This window comes from Thermococcus gorgonarius, from assembly GCF_002214385.1.
In the GTDB taxonomy this organism is placed as follows: domain Archaea; phylum Methanobacteriota_B; class Thermococci; order Thermococcales; family Thermococcaceae; genus Thermococcus; species Thermococcus gorgonarius.
Map to the genome: position 1 here is coordinate 794,931 of NZ_CP014855.1, position 16,686 is coordinate 811,616.

General features: G+C 52.5%; 19 protein-coding genes and 3 pseudogenes. 13 read left to right on the plus strand and 9 right to left on the minus strand.

All coding sequences use genetic code 11. The features are described 5' to 3' along the window. Positions 1-70 precede the first annotated feature (70 nt). Positions 71-1,231 (plus strand): bifunctional 3,4-dihydroxy-2-butanone-4-phosphate synthase/GTP cyclohydrolase II, encoded by a 1,161-nt coding sequence (locus A3K92_RS04505; RefSeq protein WP_088885131.1) that lies wholly within the window; start codon positions 71-73, stop codon positions 1,229-1,231. Positions 1,232-1,286: 55 nt separating this feature from the next. After that, a complete protein-coding gene (ribH, locus tag A3K92_RS04510) occupies positions 1,287-1,751 on the plus strand; it encodes a 6,7-dimethyl-8-ribityllumazine synthase (RefSeq protein ID WP_088885132.1) in 465 nt (154 codons plus the stop codon). A 112-nt stretch (positions 1,752-1,863) separates the two neighbouring features. Here ribH and A3K92_RS04515 read toward each other — a convergent pair whose 3' ends face one another. Both A3K92_RS04515 and A3K92_RS04520 read right to left on the minus strand, forming a co-directional pair. Then, positions 1,864-2,343 carry a GbsR/MarR family transcriptional regulator gene (locus A3K92_RS04515; protein WP_088885133.1) on the minus strand — a complete coding sequence of 160 codons (480 nt, stop codon included), beginning with the start codon at positions 2,341-2,343 and terminating at the stop codon, positions 1,864-1,866. 74 nt (positions 2,344-2,417) lie between these two features. Beyond that, positions 2,418-2,735 (minus strand): hypothetical protein, encoded by a 318-nt coding sequence (locus A3K92_RS04520; RefSeq protein WP_157722425.1) that lies wholly within the window; start codon positions 2,733-2,735, stop codon positions 2,418-2,420. Positions 2,736-2,870: 135 nt separating this feature from the next. On the opposite strand from A3K92_RS04520, the gene A3K92_RS04525 reads away from it, so the two are divergent. Further along, complete coding sequence (locus tag A3K92_RS04525) at positions 2,871-4,499, plus strand: radical SAM/SPASM domain-containing protein (protein WP_088886036.1); 1,629 nt, start codon at positions 2,871-2,873, stop codon at positions 4,497-4,499. Positions 4,500-4,519: 20 nt separating this feature from the next. Here the strand turns inward: A3K92_RS04525 and A3K92_RS04530 are convergent, their stop codons facing one another. After that, a complete protein-coding gene (locus A3K92_RS04530; protein WP_232460920.1) occupies positions 4,520-5,413 on the minus strand; it encodes a cation diffusion facilitator family transporter in 894 nt (297 codons plus the stop codon). A 66-nt stretch (positions 5,414-5,479) separates the two neighbouring features. Beyond that, a complete protein-coding gene (locus tag A3K92_RS04535) occupies positions 5,480-5,809 on the minus strand; it encodes a NifB/NifX family molybdenum-iron cluster-binding protein (RefSeq protein ID WP_088885134.1) in 330 nt (109 codons plus the stop codon). A gap of 59 nt (positions 5,810-5,868) precedes the next feature. On the opposite strand from A3K92_RS04535, the gene A3K92_RS04540 reads away from it, so the two are divergent. The 4 genes and pseudogenes from A3K92_RS04540 (at position 5,869) to A3K92_RS04555 (ending at position 8,853) form a co-directional block, all read left to right on the plus strand. Beyond that, positions 5,869-6,279, plus strand: a complete 411-nt coding sequence (locus A3K92_RS04540; RefSeq protein ID WP_088885135.1) for an OsmC family protein — start codon at positions 5,869-5,871, stop codon at positions 6,277-6,279. A gap of 123 nt (positions 6,280-6,402) precedes the next feature. Next, a pseudogene (locus A3K92_RS04545) lies at positions 6,403-6,639 on the plus strand (IS6 family transposase); the annotation flags it as partial. A gap of 94 nt (positions 6,640-6,733) precedes the next feature. Further along, on the plus strand, positions 6,734-7,972 hold the full coding sequence (locus tag A3K92_RS04550) for a dicarboxylate/amino acid:cation symporter (RefSeq protein ID WP_088885136.1): 1,239 nt from the start codon (positions 6,734-6,736) through the stop codon (positions 7,970-7,972). A gap of 56 nt (positions 7,973-8,028) precedes the next feature. Continuing rightward, positions 8,029-8,853 carry a class II glutamine amidotransferase gene (locus A3K92_RS04555; RefSeq protein WP_088885137.1) on the plus strand — a complete coding sequence of 275 codons (825 nt, stop codon included), beginning with the start codon at positions 8,029-8,031 and terminating at the stop codon, positions 8,851-8,853. A gap of 145 nt (positions 8,854-8,998) precedes the next feature. Here A3K92_RS04555 and A3K92_RS04560 read toward each other — a convergent pair whose 3' ends face one another. Beyond that, entirely contained in the window at positions 8,999-10,015 is a 1,017-nt protein-coding gene (locus tag A3K92_RS04560) for an arsenic resistance protein (protein ID WP_088885138.1), read from the minus strand. Positions 10,016-10,018: 3 nt separating this feature from the next. Continuing rightward, positions 10,019-10,492: a universal stress protein gene (locus tag A3K92_RS04565; RefSeq protein WP_088885139.1), complete on the minus strand. Its 474-nt coding sequence runs from the start codon at positions 10,490-10,492 to the stop codon at positions 10,019-10,021. Positions 10,493-10,729: 237 nt separating this feature from the next. Between A3K92_RS04565 and A3K92_RS04570 the strand changes: the two genes are divergently transcribed. After that, complete coding sequence (locus A3K92_RS04570) at positions 10,730-11,122, plus strand: NifB/NifX family molybdenum-iron cluster-binding protein (RefSeq protein WP_088885140.1); 393 nt, start codon at positions 10,730-10,732, stop codon at positions 11,120-11,122. An 83-nt stretch (positions 11,123-11,205) separates the two neighbouring features. Next, positions 11,206-12,210: a TDT family transporter gene (tdt, locus tag A3K92_RS04575; protein ID WP_088885141.1), complete on the plus strand. Its 1,005-nt coding sequence runs from the start codon at positions 11,206-11,208 to the stop codon at positions 12,208-12,210. 33 nt (positions 12,211-12,243) lie between these two features. Here the strand turns inward: tdt and A3K92_RS09585 are convergent. Continuing rightward, positions 12,244-12,462: pseudogene (locus tag A3K92_RS09585) on the minus strand (SufD family Fe-S cluster assembly protein); the annotation flags it as partial. Next, entirely contained in the window at positions 12,446-13,180 is a 735-nt protein-coding gene (locus A3K92_RS04585; RefSeq protein ID WP_088885142.1) for a sulfite exporter TauE/SafE family protein, read from the minus strand. The pseudogene A3K92_RS09585 and the gene A3K92_RS04585, both read right to left, overlap by 17 nt. A 397-nt stretch (positions 13,181-13,577) precedes the next feature. Here A3K92_RS04585 and A3K92_RS04590 point away from each other — a divergent pair, with 397 nt between their 5' ends. From A3K92_RS04590 to A3K92_RS04600, 3 genes are all read left to right on the plus strand, one after another. Continuing rightward, positions 13,578-14,393, plus strand: coding sequence for a mechanosensitive ion channel family protein (locus A3K92_RS04590; protein ID WP_088885143.1), 816 nt, complete (start codon positions 13,578-13,580; stop codon positions 14,391-14,393). A 122-nt stretch (positions 14,394-14,515) separates the two neighbouring features. Continuing rightward, positions 14,516-14,704, plus strand: a complete 189-nt coding sequence (locus A3K92_RS04595) for a hypothetical protein (protein WP_088886038.1) — start codon at positions 14,516-14,518, stop codon at positions 14,702-14,704. After that, the gene (locus tag A3K92_RS04600; protein WP_088885144.1) at positions 14,673-15,959 is read left to right on the plus strand and encodes a sodium:solute symporter family protein; all 1,287 of its coding nucleotides are present in this window, start codon (positions 14,673-14,675) and stop codon (positions 15,957-15,959) included. The genes A3K92_RS04595 and A3K92_RS04600 overlap by 32 nt, the downstream gene beginning before the upstream one ends. Here A3K92_RS04600 and A3K92_RS04605 read toward each other — a convergent pair. Beyond that, positions 15,960-16,529, minus strand: a pseudogene (locus A3K92_RS04605) (IMP cyclohydrolase). Between A3K92_RS04605 and A3K92_RS04610 the strand changes: the two are divergent. Continuing rightward, entirely contained in the window at positions 16,492-16,668 is a 177-nt protein-coding gene (locus A3K92_RS04610; RefSeq protein WP_335755193.1) for a thiamine-phosphate synthase family protein, read from the plus strand. The pseudogene A3K92_RS04605 and the gene A3K92_RS04610 sit on opposite strands and share 38 nt — an antisense overlap. Positions 16,669-16,686 lie beyond the last annotated feature (18 nt).

Here is a 16,686-nt window from a genome sequence, read left to right on the forward strand (position 1 = left end):
CTACTTTTGTTCCATTTTTGATACAAATTTTTAAAAGATGTGGAACGAAATTGTCCCAGGGGAAGGAAAGATGAACTGGGACTCAATCAAAGAGAAGGTTCTTGAAGGGAAACCGGTCGTTCTCATCGACGACAGAAGGGAGTTTGAGGCCGATTTAGTTTATCCGGCCGAGATAGCATCGCCCGAGGTAGTTAACTTCATGCTCTCGATGAAGGGCCTCCTCTGCCTCACGATGGACATGGACGAGGCCCTAAGGAGGGGCTTCTTCCCGCTACCGAGCAAGGAGGGAGAGACGAACTTTTTGGTTCCAGTTGATTACAGGGAGAACTTCACGGGCATAACCGCAGAGGAGAGGGCTCTGACGGCCAGAAAGCTCGCAGAGGGCCTCTCGGTTGAGCACTTCAGGTATCCAGGTCATCTCCACCTCCTTGGGGGAATTGGCCTGAACAGGCGCCGCGGCCACACCGAAGGGTCGCTCGAGCTGATGGAGATACTCGGTTTCAAGCGCTACGCTCTCATCGTCGAGATACTCGACGAAAAAGGCGACTCCCACAACAGGGAATACGCGCTAAAGCTTGCCGAAGAGCACGATTTGCCGGTTGTAAACATCGACGACGTCTGGAAGGAGTTCGTAAAGAGGAAACAGCTGATTAGAGTCTACGCCAACGCCAGACTTCCAACTAAGTACGGCGAGTTCAGGATAATATCCTTTGACAACGAGCTGGACTTCAAGGAGCACGTTGCGATAGTTAAGGAACCCTACGGCGAGGTTCCGCTCGTCAGGGTTCACTCGAAGTGCCTCACCGGCGACACCCTCGCTTCGCTCAAGTGCGACTGCGGCAGTCAGCTGAGCAACGCGCTCAGGATGATAGCCCAGGAAGGTGGCATACTCCTCTACATGGATCAGGAAGGCAGAGGAATCGGCCTGAAGGAGAAGATAAAAGCCTACGAACTCCAGGACAGGGGTCTGGACACGGTTGAAGCCAACGAAGCTTTGGGGCATAAGGCCGACGAGAGGACCTACGAAGCCGCGTTCCAGATGCTCCGTGCCCTCGGTGTCTCAAAGGTCAGGCTCATAACAAACAACCCAGCGAAGGCTAAGGCCCTTGAGGAGTTCGGGATAGAAGTGGTCGAGATCGTTCCGGCTCCCCCCGAACTCACGGAGCACAACAGGCTTTATTTAAAGGTAAAGGAAGAAAAGCTCGGCCACAGGCTTCCCGTGAAGGTTTGAATAATTATGTAATTCGGTAATTGAACCGTTAGAGAATTACAGAACGGTGGTGGAGATGGAGGTTAGAACCTTTGAGGGTGGTTTCGACGGAAAAGGACTGAGAATAGCGATAGTGGTTGGCAGGTTCAACGACCTTTTAACCGGCGAAATGCTTGAAGGGGCTTTAGACTGCTTCAGGAGGCACAACGTCGATGCCGTTGACGTCGTTAAGGTCCCCGGTTCCTTCGAGATACCGCTAGTTGCCAAAAAGCTCGCCGAGAGCGGGAAGTACAACGCTGTCCTTGCCCTTGGGGCTGTGGTTAGGGGCGAGACCAAGCACTTCGACCTCGTAGCAAACGAAGTGGCGAAAGGCGTTGCAAACGTCTCCCTGCAGACGGGAGTTCCGGTCATCTTCGGCGTCATAACGGTCGAAGACGAGCTTCAGGGCCTCAACAGGGCCGGAGTGAAGAGCAACAAGGGCTTCGAGTATGCAATGGCCGCCCTCGAGATGGCCAACCTCATGAGGGAGCTGAAGAACTGACCCTTCTGGGGCTTTTCTTTTCCCTCTTCTCATACGCTCAGCCACACGGATTTGGTGGGGGATAGACCTAGATTAATGATTTTTTGAACAAAAGAGAGTTTAAGGCAATGGATTAAGACGAATTCTTTTTAATGCAGAGTTCTTCACTTTCTTCAAACTCAATAAGCCTCTCCAGGACGCACTCAAGGGTGGAGAGGTCTTCAAGAAGAGCCTGATAGAAGGCCTTTTTCTCCTCCCCGGCGCTTTCTATAATGCCCTCAACTATCTCCTTCATCGGCCGAATTTCACGCTCCAGTATCTCCTTGGGTTGCTGAAGGAACTTCTCAAGGAAGACCGGAACGGCCGAGAAGTACTTCGTTTTGCCTCTTTTCCTGTAGGTAACCATGTACTCTCTGACAAGACGGGAGAGGGCAATTGAAACAGAAGATCTGCTCGCGCCTGTTTCCTTGGCCAGTTCAGAGATCGTCATGGGTTTTGCGTTAATTAACAGGATGGCGTAAGTCTTTCCCTCCATTCTACTGTAACCCCACCTTTCGAAAAGCTTTTCCACTAGCTCAATGAACTTCCTGCGCTTCTGGTCACCTCTCGTCATTTACACCACCTAAATAATTAGGCAGAACTAAATAAAAAAATTCCGATAACGAAAATCGAAAAGGTCGGGAGCCTTCACTCTGATCCGGTAGCTATAAGGGCACCACCGATCAGTGTAATCCAAGCACCGATAGTCCAGAAGCCGCCATCAAAGGGCATCGTTATCAACGCTAGTATGGCAATCGTCCAGCCAATGGCGCTCTTGCTCTTCTTGTAGTAGAAGGCTAGGATCATTATAAGCAGGCTGAGGAGTATCTCAACCCAGCCAACGGTGGTTGCACTGCCGTAGTGCCAGCCGTAGAAGGTCTTGTTGGCCAGGACTAAGAGGCCGTCTATCAGGATTATTAGGGCACCCAATATGGCAGTCCACATTCCGGTTTTGGCTGAAGCCATTTTCGGTCACCTCCAAAGGTCTTCAGTATGGTCTTGGACAGAGACTATTTAAATTTTTCGGTTATTTTAAATGTGTTAGTTATGACTGACACAACGAAAGGTTTATACGTGATTCCCATCAACCTCTTACTGGTGATGAAAATGAGTGCTGGGGAAGGTGTTGAAGCCGAGATTAAGGAATCTGGAGGAAATCAGATCTCAACGGCTCTTACGGCCTTCAAACTCATCCTTGGAAACCCGCTGTCAAGGGCACTACTGAGGCCAATGCTCAAGCGCTACGAGATAAACGGCAGGGAGTTGCCTGCTTTGTACTGGGCGCTCAGCGTCTACGCCGGAGAAAGCCTCAACGAGCCCATGATGATACGCTTCCAGGCTGATATCCTGAAGGTTCTTCTAAAACTCGGCATAAAACTCGCTCACGGCGATGAGGAAGCAGTTAAGGAGGCACTCCTCCGCGACCCGCACATAAGGCGCGGCATCTGGGTAGTTCTTGAGGGCATAGCGAAGTACGGTGTAACCGTTCCTCAGAAGCTCGCCGGGCCCTTCCTCATAGTATGGAACTTCACCAACATGTGCAACTTCAGGTGCAAGCACTGCTACCAGAGGGCCGACAGGCCGCTCCCCAGTGAGCTCTCCCTTGAGGAGAAGCTGATGCTGGTTGACCAGCTCGACAAAGCTGGAGTCGCGGCAGTTGCCATAAGCGGCGGTGAGCCGACGATTCATCCCGATTTCCTCAGGATTGTTAAGGAGCTCTCAAGCAGGGGCATACATACTTCGGTTGCCACCAACGGCTGGACGTTCGCGGACATGGAGAAGCTCAAGAAGGCAGTCGAGGCAGGCATAAAGTACGTCGAGGTCAGCGTTGACTCCGCTAAGCCCGAGAAGCACGACGAGTTCCGCGGCATTCCTGGAGCCTGGGAGCATGCGGTAAAGGCCCTTGAGAACGCCGTGGAGCTTGGCATCAGTCATGGAATGGCAGTGGTAATGGACAAGGAAACGTACCAAGAAATAGACGATATCCTCGACTTGGCTGAGAACATAGGCGTGAAGCGCGTCATCTTCTTCAACCTCGTGCCTACGGGAAGGGCAGAGGACATGGTGAAGGTGGACCTTTCGCCGGAGGAGCGCGAGGAGTTCATGAAAGAGGTCTACCACCAGATGAAAAAGCGCAAGCTGGAAATTCTAACGACCGCTCCTCAGTATGCAAGGGTAACCCTGCTGGAGAGCGGAGGCAAGAATGTAACGCCAGCTCACTTCTACATCGGTGAGAACAACGCCGTTAGAACGCTTGCGGAATTCATAGGCGGTTGTGGTGCGGGAAGGATCTACGCTGGTATAGAGCCGGACGGAACCGTTGTACCCTGTGTCTTCCTGCCACTGCCAGTTGGCAACGTCCGCGTGAAGCCCTTCAAGGAGATATGGGAGAACAGCAGGATCTTCAACCTCCTCCGCGACAGAGACAACTTCACCGGCCAGTGCAGGAACTGTCCCTACAGAAACATCTGCGGAGGCTGCCGCGCGAGGGCCTACCACTACACACTTGATCTACTCGGCGATGACCCGGGATGCATAATTAACAAGCGCCTCTGGGAGGACATAGTTAAACGCGGAAAGCCTAAAGCGCTAACGGAGGTCAGTTGGGTCGATGAGAGCGTAATCCTGCGCGGGCCAACACTCTACGTGCCGGGCTACTACAGTGCAGTTGAAGTAACTACCCAGAAGTTGCTTGAGAAGGTAAGCGTCCCCGAAATGGCAAAGACCTAAGCTCCCCTATCTCTTCTGCCTCATTCCTTTCCGCAGATTACACCCTTCCCCTCGCACCTATTAACCTCAAGCTGAACCGTGACGTGCGTTATACCGTACTTCCTCAACCTTTTCTCGACCTCATCTATTATCCCCTGCGCCTCACTTACCAGCATGTCGTCAACTTCCACATGGCACTCGAAGTGAACTTCCTTCTCACCAATCCGCCAAGCGTGAAAGTGGTGGGCGTTCTTAACTCCCGGGATGGACTCGATTTCCCTTTTTATCGCCTCGAAGTCGAGCTCTGGAGAAGCCTCCATCAGAACCTCAACGCTCTCCTTCAGTATCTCGTAGCCCTCCCTCAGGATGTAGAGCGATATGAAGACCGTAACGAGCGGGTCAACCCAGGTGACGTTCCATTTGGTTATCAGAATCCCGCCGACGACGACCGCCACGGAAGAGAGGGTGTCGCTCATGAGGTGCAGATAAGCAGAGCGGACGTTCATGCTCTCGTGGGCGTGGCTGTGGAGGAGGAGAACGGAGATGAGGTTGGCGGTGAGTCCTATCAGAGCAATCCCAAGCATAAGCGGGCCGTCTATCGGCTCCGGGTTTTTGAAGCGCTTGTAAGCCTCAACAAGGAAGAAGAGGGAAACTCCAAGGAGAACGGCGGAGTTTATGAACGCCACGAGAATCTCTGCTCTTTTGTATCCAAAAGTGTACTTCTCGTTGGCTTTTCTCTCGCCGATTTTTATCGCGAAGTAGCTCGCGAGTAAACTCATCGAGTCACTGAAGTTATGGAGGGAATCGCTAAGGAGTGCCAGGCTGCCGGAGAGGATTCCACCTATTACCTCGGCAATAGTGATGACCAAGTTAAGAACTATCGAGAAGGCCATCCTCCCCTTAAGCTCGCTGTGGTGGTAATGGTGATGGCCCACTCTCCACTCACCATTTTTCGATGAATTCAGGGGCTTAAAAATATTTTGAACGTTAAGATTGGAATCTCAACGAAGCTTCCACAGGGCATCCCCCACCTTCATGGGAGTATCGAGGATGATCATCTTAACCCCCGCTGAATCTAAAATCATTTTGCCCTTGGGGCAGTCCGTTCTTGATATTATGGCGTTAACTCCGAGGTTAACAAGGAAGAGGGCAACTTTTGAGCCTGCCCCATAAGGCTCCCGCCTGTAGGGGTTCTCGATAACTTTAACTTCCTTTACAGCTCCGTCCTCAACTTCAACAAGCGTAAAGGTTTCAGCCCTCACCAAACTCTCGTGAACCTCATCATCGAGACCTCCTTTGGAAGTAGGAACCGCCACCAGCGTTTTCACCACCGGCCGAAAATGAGTGAAAGAATTTTTAAGTTTGCCCCCCAAGGACTTCCGGTGGTGTTATGGAGAGGCTTGAATACAAGGCCGAGCTTGAGTGGGACGGAAACGTGGGGAGCACCGCTAAGGTTAGAGAGTTCACTTTCAAAATTGACACCAACACCGACGGCCGCAACACTGGCCCGAACCCGACGGAATACCTCCTCTCGGCCATAGGTGGCTGTCTGGCGGTGAACTGGGGACGGCTCATCAAGAAGATGCGTCTAGACGTGGAGGGCTTCAAGGTCGAGGTCAGGGGCTGGCGCACGAGGGACGAGCCCCAGCTGAAAGAGATAACCTATAAGCTCACCGTTTTCACGAAGGAGCCGGAGAGAAAGATACTCCGCGTCAAAGAGCTCGCCGAGAAGTACGGGACGGTCTTCAACACAGTCGGAGCGGAGAAAATAAAAGGTGAGGTAGAGGTCCTCAGGCCGTAGTTGGGGTTGATATTTGTAACATTACCTCCGCTCTCCAGAAGCAACACCCCTTTAAAGCACTATGTTATAAGGTTCCCTATATTGTATAAATGGGCATAGATCTCATACTGTCAGGATAATTGGTTGGATTACGTGCACGTGACTTTCGGGCCGAGGAACAGTGTTGAACGCTGGTTCAGGACGTTGAAGGAGCGGACGAAGCGTTTCTGGAATAATTTCAGAGCTAAGGACTGGAAAGCTTACAGGTTTGTTTTTCTGTTTGCTTTCTGGTATAATTTTGTTAGAGTTCATTCCCGCTTCGGTGGGCCACCTGGTGACATTACTGAATGGGTTCAGGAGGTGATACCCCAGTTATTCTGACAGTATCGTCTTTACAATAGTAAAGTTTATAAAGTCCCTCCGCATAGTCCCTACGCCTCATTTGAGATACAACAAAGAAATCGGAGGTGCACTGATGAACTTAAATGAACTCTGGAAAAGGTACCAGATTACGATGCTGGTGGTCATAGGCCTTGTGTGGGGCACGCTGGCAGGATTGATTTTCAAAGAGAAAGCGATGGTTCTTAGACCCTTGGGAGTGATGTTCATATATCTGCTCTTCACAGTGATAGTGCCCGTTGTCATGATAACAATCACTTCAGCAGTCGCCAGTCTAGCGAACCTGAGAAAGCTGGGCAAGCTGTTTGGGGTAATGATGCTGGTCTTCATGTTAACCGGTGCGGTCGCTGGAATATACATGCTCCTCGTCACGAAAGCATTTCCAATTGTACCTCCGGGTCTTAAGCTAGAGTCATCCGCGGAACTTCACCAAGTTAACCTTGCAGATGCACTGGTAAACACATTCGTCGTTAACGAGTTCTACCTGATGCTTAGCTACAAACACATGTTGCCTCTGATCATATTCTCAATTCTGCTTGGAATTGCAATTGCGATGGCGGGAGATGAGGCAAAGCCGATAGTGGACCTGCTCCAGAGACTGAACAAAGTCGCACTAAACCTGATAAGACTTGTCATGTACTTTGCCCCCATTGGAATTGGAGCCTACTTCGCGTACGTTATAGGAAAGCTTGGTTCACAGTTCGTGGAGGTTTACGCCAGGATATTCATAGTGGCTTTCGTGTTCCAGCCAATCTACTGGGTGATAATGTACACGATAATCCCATACCTTGCCGCAGGCGTCGAAGGAGTTCGCAGGTGGTGGAGGAACATCTGGCCACAGGCTCTCACTGCCCTTGGTACCTCAAGCAGCGTTGCAACGCTCCCGGTTGGGCTTGAAGTTGCAAGGAGAATAGGAATACCTGAATACATAAGAAACATTGTGCTCCCGATTGGAGCCACGATTCACATGGACGGGGCCGCTATGGGAACCATCATGAGGATCACCGGAGGATTCGCCCTGATGGGAATGAGCATCCACGGTGTCGACAACTACATAAAGGCAATCGCCCTGGCAATCCTTGCGGGAGTGGCCATCTCAGGAGTTCCTGGAGGCGGCCATGTGGCAAACGCTTTGATAATCTCACTCTACGGATTCCCGCTTGACGTCCTGCCGCTGTTCATTGCAATCGCCACAATCGGTGACGCCATGGCTACCATGGTCAACTCAACTGGAGACACAGGCGCAGCAATGCTAATTGCCAGAATTCTGGAAGGACCCAAGTGGTATGAAAAAGCAGAGGCCGCGGGAGAATAAAGAGGGTTAAATTTAGTTTTTATCTCTCAATTTTCATTATCTCTGAGGTGTTTGAAATGTGCAGGATAGCCTTTCTATACGGGGAAAACGTTGATCTAATGAGGGAAGTCGTGAATGCAACTGTCAAGGCGAGCAAGAAGGACAGATACAAAGAAGCGCTTGGATACGGACCAGAGCACGGGGATGGCTGGGGAACAGTTTCATTTTCCCTGTCCGAGAGAAACCGGCCAAAAAGAGTTCACTACTACGCTTCGATAGACCCGATTTTTGAAGACTCTGACGGCATTAACGAACTAATGACGTTCATCGAGGGCTCCCAGAGAACTGTCACGATAATTCACTCAAGGTACACCTCTGCTGGAGCCTCAAACCTCTTCAACACGCACCCCTTTCACTTCAGCGGGAAAGACTTTGAGCTGTGGTTCGTCCACAACGGAACTATGAAAAAAGAATCCCTAGCGGAAGCTCTGGGTGTAAAACCTTCGGAAGAGATCTCAGACACATACCTGCTGGGGAAACTGCTTTCAAGTGGAATCGAGAAGTTGACTACGGACAGCATCATCAGACAGTTCAATGAAGCGAGTAAGCATACAAAATCGGCAATGAATACAATGAGTGTGTTCCAGACCGTTAAAGGAGAGCTGTACGGTGTGATTACATCCTACGTTGCCAAGGACATCCGTGAAAACAAAAAAGCTATCGACTACTACAAACTCTTTGTCCTCCAGTCCGGGGACCTCTTCGCGGTGGTTTCCTCCACAATTGCCAACATAGTGCACGAAAAGTTCCAGAGAACGGAGGAAGCGCTCAACATGATGTACCTCCTGAATTTCAACGAACCCGGGGGAGAAGTCCCCCTGGAGATATTTCCAATGGAGTGAATCAGCGACCTATTTTGGCCCACTTTAATTTCTTTCATCATGCCTACTCTATGTGTCATGATAAACACCCAAACGATTGAAGTTTATTTGCATTACAGTGCAACGACGCTTTAGGCTGAGAAGATAAAAGGGAATGTTAAGAGTGCTAAGCCATAGCCGAGGTTCCGCCCTTTCCGCACGTCTCAAAAACACACCTCACCCTCTCAGCGGCCTTCAGGTATAGGATGAGGAAGATTATCTGGAATATTGGGAGCGTAGCGGCTGGAATCGCCACCAGGGGCTGGAATGCAAGGGTTGCTATCGCTATTGCCGTTCCGTTGTTCTTGCCGACGCTGAGGAACGCTATGGCCATGTGCTCCCCATACTTCAGGCCAAGGGCCCTGTCGAGCCACGTAATGAGGCCAAGCATGATCACCATGTAGACCGTGTTCACGACGGCAAGCTCGACGAGGAGCGTCCACTTGCTCAGCAGGAGTTCGGCCTTCATGAAGAATATCAGGCCGACGAGGACGAGCATCGTGGACATCGTTATGGCCCCGAAGAGTGGCTTCAGCGACAGGAAGCGCTCCGGGCCGAGTCTCCTTATAAGCGCCCTCCTCGTCAGGTCCCCGAGGAGCATCGGCAGGATTAGCACGATGAAGACCGTCCTGAGCAGCAGTGAAAGTGGAACTGGGACGCTGTAGGCACTCCCCAGGAGTTTTATCCACAAGGGGAGCATCACAGGTATCAGAAGGAAGTTGACGCCGAGGGCAACGGTAGCAACTTCAAGGTCTCCACCGGCCAGTCCGGTATAGCCTATGCTCATAGATGAGCCGGGGACGAGCATGACCAGGAGAAAGCCCAGGGCAAGGTTCGGGTCGTGGATGAAGCCCTTAACGAGGAGGAACGCTACTATGGGCGTCAGGACGAAGTTGTACGCCAAGCTCAGGAGTACGGGCCTCGGTTCTTTCATAACTTGAGGGATACGCCCGAGGTTGAGGTTGATCATCATTGGATAGATCATGAGGAACACAAGGGCTGTTGTTAGAGTGCTTAGTTGGCTCTTGTGAACCTTGGCAAACCCGGGAAAGGCCAGCCCGAGGAACCAGCCCACGGCTATAGCAACTAGTGAGTACCAGAGGAGGTTCTTTTTCAGGTTGTTGGAGAGCTTCAGCCAGTTCATTATTCATACCTCCTCGTGGGTTTTTATCAGCAGAACAGGCCGTTTCGTCTTCTTCAGCACGCGCATTGTGGTCGAGCCAAGGAATTCGTGGGAGAATCCGAGCTTCCCGTGGCTCGGGAGGAGGATGAGTGAGACGTCCTCCTCTTCAGCGACCTTAACTATCTCCTCCCATGGGACGCCGAAGCGAACCATTGGGGTGACCTTCTCCGCATTGAAGGCCCTCTTGATCTCGTCCACCCTCTCAAGGAGCTTCTCCATGGCGGCCTCCTTCAGTCTCTCCTCGATGTCCTTGAGCTCCTTTTCCTCATTCCCGTAGAGGAGCGAGTAGCCGTCCATGAGCTCTTCAATGGTTCCCTCGTCGACCACGTGGAGGAGGATGACCTCCCCAACCCTCATCTCATTCATCCTCTCGAACTGGAGCACCGCCCTGCAGTACCCCTCGCTGAAATCCGTTGGGAGGAGTATTTTCCGGAACATCTTTATCACCTGATATATTTTTCACTTTAGTTCTTTTTCATATGATGGGCCAACTCGGCAGGTTTTAAGCTTTGCTGGCCAGAAGTGGGTAAAGGGGCATCAGAGCCCGAGAAGCTCTGGAAGCTGAAGGTCAGAAAAATCGGAATAGACCTCGTTACCGAGGAAATTTTCAAGGAATGAGCGTGCATATGCATAAGGTTTATATTTGAAAAGATATTCACTTATATGGTGGTGAAAATGAGGATCGCAATTCCGGCTGAGGATGATAGAGGGCTTGAGAGTAACGTTAGCGGCCACTTTGGAAGGGCAAAGTACTTCGTCTTCGTGGACGTGGAGGACAACGAGATTAAAGGCTATGAGGTCGTAGAGGTTCCCTTCGAGGAGCACGGGCCCGGGGACCTGCCGAACTTTGTGAAAGAGCACGGCGGTAAGGTCGTTCTCGCCTACGGTATGGGGCAGAGGGCGATAGGTTTTTTCAACCAGCTCGGGATAGAGGTCGTAACCGGCGCCTACGGCCCGATTAAGGACGTCGTTAAGGCCTTCATAGAGCAGGTTCTCGAAGTCGACCCGTACTGGAAGGAGAAAATAGAGCGGGAGAAAAAGCAGAGAGGAGAATGCGGGGAGCACTGAGCTCTCTTTTTTATTGGTTTTGAACACGCGGTTTAAGAAATATTTAAAAATTTTCATATGTGAGTTTTTTCTGGTGAAGTCAAATGAAAGTGAGCGTCAAGGACTTTGCACCGAGTTGGTTTGCGAGCGTTATGGGCACAGGGGCACTGGCACTGGTGAGCCTTGCTTACTCAGAAAGACTAGCCGTTCTAAAAAACGTCGCAGTCTGGCTGACATACTTCAACACTGCCCTGTTCTTCGTGCTCCTGATCCCCTGGTCCCTCAGGTGGCTAAAATACAGGGAAAATGCCACAAAAGACCTCTATCACCCGATGGTCTCTCACTTCTATGGGACCATAGCCATAGCAATGCTCGTCCTCTCTGCGGACTACCTGCTCATACTAAGGGAAACCGCCGTAGCTAAGGCCTTCTGGCTCATCGGAACACCCCTGACGATATTCTTCGCCCTCCTGATACCCTATCTGATGTTCATTCAGGAGAAGATAGACATAAAGAGCGTCACACCCGCGTGGTTTATCCCACCTGTGGGGCTTATAGTAATCCCCCTGAGCGGAGGCCCCCTCATCGGCACGTTCCACGGAATCTGGAAGGAGATTGCGATCTTGATCAACTACTTTGCATGGGGCTCAGGGTTCTTCCTGTACCTGGCCCTCTTCGCAGTGGTCATGCACCGTTTCATCACCCACGAGCCCCTGCCGTGCGGGATAGCCCCTGCAATTTGGATAAACCTCGGTCCAATAGGGGCGGGCACTTCAACACTCTACATGCTAGTCAGGAACTCGGACTTCATAACCGCAAAAGAGCCGTTCTTGGCGTTTGGAATTGTATTCTGGGGCTTTGGTGTCTGGTGGCTCGCAATGGCAGTAATAATGACGCTCCACTATATAAGAAGGCTAAGCCTCCCCTACAGCCTCGCCTGGTGGGCCTTCATCTTCCCGCTCGGGGCCTACGTGAGCGCCACCCACAACGTCGGCACGACCTTTGGAATTGGAGTCATAGACTCCTTCGGCTTTGCCCTCTACTGGTTGCTCCTTACGCTGTGGCTCCTAACTGGGGTGAAAACGCTGAAGCATACCCTGCTCGGCTGATTTTCCTTTTATTTTCCCTGTCGAAAACTCACTCCCCAAAAGGCCCTTTATAATCAGCTCCGCCGCTTCCTCCGCGGTTAAGCCCTTCACCATGAGCTGGACGAACTGGGCCTCGTTTATCCTGCCTATCGAGGCCTCGTGCGTGAGTTCCGCTTTATCGTTCTTTACCATAAGCAGGGGGACCGTCTGGACATCCTGCTCCGCCTGATCAGAATTCACCAAGGAAAGAATGAAATCAGAGGACGTTTGCAAGGGTTTTGAGGGCTATGAGATAAATTATCACCCCTATTACCTTTTTTACATCCTCCGAACTCATCTTGAAGTGCATCAGATGTGTTCCAATCCATCCGCCTGCTATCGCCGGAATCGAGACCCAGAGCAAAAGCATCCAGTCGAGGGTCCCCATGCCCCAGTAGGTCAGGAAACCGCTCAGAGAGGAGAAGAACACCACGAGGGCCGTTGTGGCGGCCACCTTCTTGGGCTCGTAGCCGAGCATTATCAGGGCGGGGCTTATTATCCCACCGCCCCCCACTCCAAGGAGACCGCCGAGGAAGCCCGCTATCCCGCCGATTATAGAGCCTTCAACGATGTGGTTCCCGTCCTTTGGCCTCCGCCTTGGCTTGAAGAAAATCATCATCGTCCCGGAGTAGAGCAGGAAGCCCACGAAGACCCAGAGGACGTAGACCTTCGGGATGAACTTACCGGCGTAGGCACCAACCGGAGCCATGGCGGTGGCAACGAGCAGGATTGGAAGGCCGAAGCGGTGGTCGAGCTTGCCGTGTTTGAGGTTCTTGAGCGTCGCGGAGAGCATCGAGAGCGTGTTTATAAATAATCCGGTGGGCTTGGCGGTCATCAGGGGCACGCCTAACCATGTCATCGTAGGAACTATCGCTATTGCACTCCCGACGCCTCCGATTGAAAAGACGATACTGAGGATGAAGGATATCAATGCGAGCTCCGGATAGTTCATTAGGCTCACCTCATTTTATTGTGGCACTCGAATGAAGAGATTATCATTTAAAAAGATTACCCTAAAGGATATCTCTGATGGGTCCGACATAAGAAGAAAGGGGTTTCAGAAGGGAAAGAGGTCAGCTAAGAGCCCAGATGTTCTTTTACTATTGTCTCTCTCAACTCTGGGCAGGGTACGGCGGACTACCACATCTTCCTCGGAAATGCTGGAATAATACTCTCTCTTTGTTATCCTCAACGTTCGCAGAGTTTATGCTCAATCACTCAGTTTTACCATTGAACTTTCCCTTAGCACTACCCGTTCGAAGAACTGGCTAATAATGCTTTAAGTTCCGAAAAGGATATAAGCGTTGATGAAGTATACAATAAAATGAAGGCATTACGGAGGTGATGACATGGTAGGGTTGGATGAGCCGCTCCCGTACGTCGGGATAACACTTGTTCAGATTGCAACGGCGATTGTAATCCTCGTCGTTGGCTGGATCGTTGCAAAGATAGTCGTTGCTTCCTTCAAGCGCGGGCTGAAGAAGACAAAGCTCCCAGACCTCGTCGTGGAGTTCCTGGGAAGGTTCCTCAGCGCGCTCCTCTACGTTGCAGTGATACTGCTCGCGGTCAGGGCACTTGGAATTGGAGTCGGCTCAGTAGTCCTGGGCCTGTCGGCAGTGATAGGCCTCATCCTGGGCTTTGGTATGCAGGACACGCTCACCAACCTGGCAGCTGGCGTGTGGATAGCTGCCTTAAGGCCAATAGACATGGGTGAGGTCGTTGAGGTGGCAGGAAAAACTGGAAAAGTCAACGCCGTCGGCATAATGAGCACCGAGCTCTTAACACCGGACAACGTTCTGATCACGATACCGAACAAGCTCGTCTGGGGAAACGTCATAACCAACTACACCAGGATGCCGACCAGAAGAGTGGACGTTGACGTTGGCGTTGCCTACGGCACAGACCTCGACAGGGCGATAAAGCTGGCAATGGACCTCATGAAGAACCACCCCAAGGTTCTCAAGGATCCGGAGCCGAGCGTTGTCATAACGGCTTTGGCCGACTCGTCCATCAACCTGCAGTTAAGGGCATGGGTAAAGACCGAAGACTACTGGGCGGTCAAGGGCGACCTCACGAAGGGCATATACGAGCTCTACATGAAGGAAGGCATCGAGATTCCGTTCCCGCAGCTGGACGTCCACATCAAAGAAATGCCAGCGTCATGACCTTAGTCGTAGTGACAGTTAATTAAGGGTTTTCTTTGCTTTTTTGTCATTTTTTCAAGGATTTTATGGAAAGATTTATATTCGCTTCCTTGTTCTGTCGGTGACACTCCGAGGTGTCGAAGATGGACGTGATATGGACGACGATAGCGGTTTACATGGGAGCGATGCTAGCAGTTTCAGCGTACGCGCGGAAGTACGTCAAGACCTCGGCCGACTTCCTCCTGGCAGGAAGGAGGCTGGGACTTGGACTTACCGTAGGTACTCTGGCAGCCACCCACTATGGTGGTGGCTTTCATCCTAGGCGGAGCTAGCTGGGGAGCAACCTACGGGTTAGGCGGTATTTGGTACGGCTTCGCCTGCGGTCTCGGGCTTCTGGTTCTCGGACTGACCCTCGCGCGGCCAATGCGCGTTCTGGCCCGCTATACTGTCCCTGAAGTCCTTGAGATGCGTTACAGGAGCAAGGCGATTCGCCTGCTTGCGGCCAGCCTGTCCCTGCTCGCGCTCGTGGGCATTCTTGGGGCACAGGTCTGGGCGGCCTCGGCGGTGTTCGAGGCGATAGGCCTTCCGGGGACTGCAGGAGCGGTCTTCGCGACGCTCGTCTTCATAGCATACACTGCCCTCTCGGGACTGTGGGCGGTCGCTCTGACGGACTTCATCCAGATCATAATAGGGAGCATCGGAATATTCGTGGCAGTAGTCCTCGGTCTGGTCAAGGTTGGGGGCATCTCCGGTCTCGAGACGGCCCTGGACGGCATGAGCGGACTCCCACAGCCTCCAAGCGAATACTTCAGCCTGACCTCGCTCGGCCCGTCGCTGCTGGCGCTGACCCTGATAGCGACGGTCATGTACACCCTCATCGGCCAGGACTTCTACCAGAGGCTCTTCGCGGCGAAGGACGAGAGGACTGCCAGGAAGGGAGCGGTGTACGCGGGAGTACTGCTGATGGTGCTCTCGGTACTGCCAGCCCTCGCGGGAATGCTGGCGGTGGCGCTGTCGGGCAATCCCGAGGCCGTGATAGACTCGCCGAAGACCGCGGTTCCGAGGCTGGTCATCTCGGTCTTCGGTGGCACAGTGGGGGCGATATTCGTGGCGGCAGTACTCGCGGCCATCATGAGCACCGCCGATTCCCTGCTCTCCGCTGCAACCTCGCACATCGTCAAAGACTTCTACGAGGGAATCTTAGGGGAGAAGAGCGACGAGAAAAAGCTATTGAGGCTCTCAGTGCTCACCACGGTAGCGGTGGGACTCCTCTCCCTCGGGGCGGCACTGGCGATCCAAGGCATAGTCGAGCTGCTCATATACTCCTACGACGTCTACACCTCCGGGGTCTTCGTCCCCCTGGTGCTGGGACTTTACTGGAAGAGGGCCACCAAGGAGGGAGCTTTGGCGGGGATGCTAGCTGGATCTCTGGTGGCGGTGCTCGGAGCCGCTGGAATTTTGAACTTCCCGTACTGGGAGTACATCTACGTGAGCGGTGCACTGGTCTCGGCAATAGTCATGGTAGTAGTCAGCGTCCTGACCGAGGTCGAGGAGATCGACGAAGAGCTTAAAGAGGCCTTCGGCTGATCAGGAGGCCGCTTCGATCTCCCATCCATCTTTCTTTTCTGAAATCCCTATCGAGAGTATCTTGTGCTCGAAGGGGAGCTTTAGGACCTCTGCGGCGAGTTCTCTGGCAGAGCTGAAGTTACTCAGGCCGATTTCGATGAAGCCATCCACGTTGTAGGTTGCCGTAACGAAGGCTTTGCCTTCCCTCAGCTCAAGCTCCCTGACCCAGAAGCCGTCCCTTCCGACGAAGCCGAGCCAGCCCCGCTCGCTCCCGTGCTCTATAACTCCAGCTATCCTCGGCGTGTTGTAGTCATCCCTCTCGTAGTCCATCGCGTCGAGAACGTGAACCAAAGCCTTCCTCGGCTTCTCCCACTCGAGGGCCTAGAAGATAAAGTCCGTGTGGAGGCCGTTGGTAACCCCCGCGCACCTCTCGTTTACCCTAACCACCGGGTAGCTCACGTAGGGGTTGTCCGTCTCGGTCTGGTTGATTATGTAAGCTGCATTTCCCCGAATCACGGCCCCTCCTGTTCGGGAAGGAGCGGGAGCAGAGGAAGTGAAGAGGGCCAAGAAAGGCACGATGGAGTGGGGCATCGAGAGCGCGGTGAAGAGGAGTGAGAAGAGGCCAGATTTAATCTACCACCTCGGTGACTGGGGCAAGGAGCCTATGGTTTTGATCTTCGGAAGGAGCGCGCTGGAGGTCGTTGAGCGGGTTGAACTCCTGTTGGGCTAACGTTTTAACTTCCTCCTC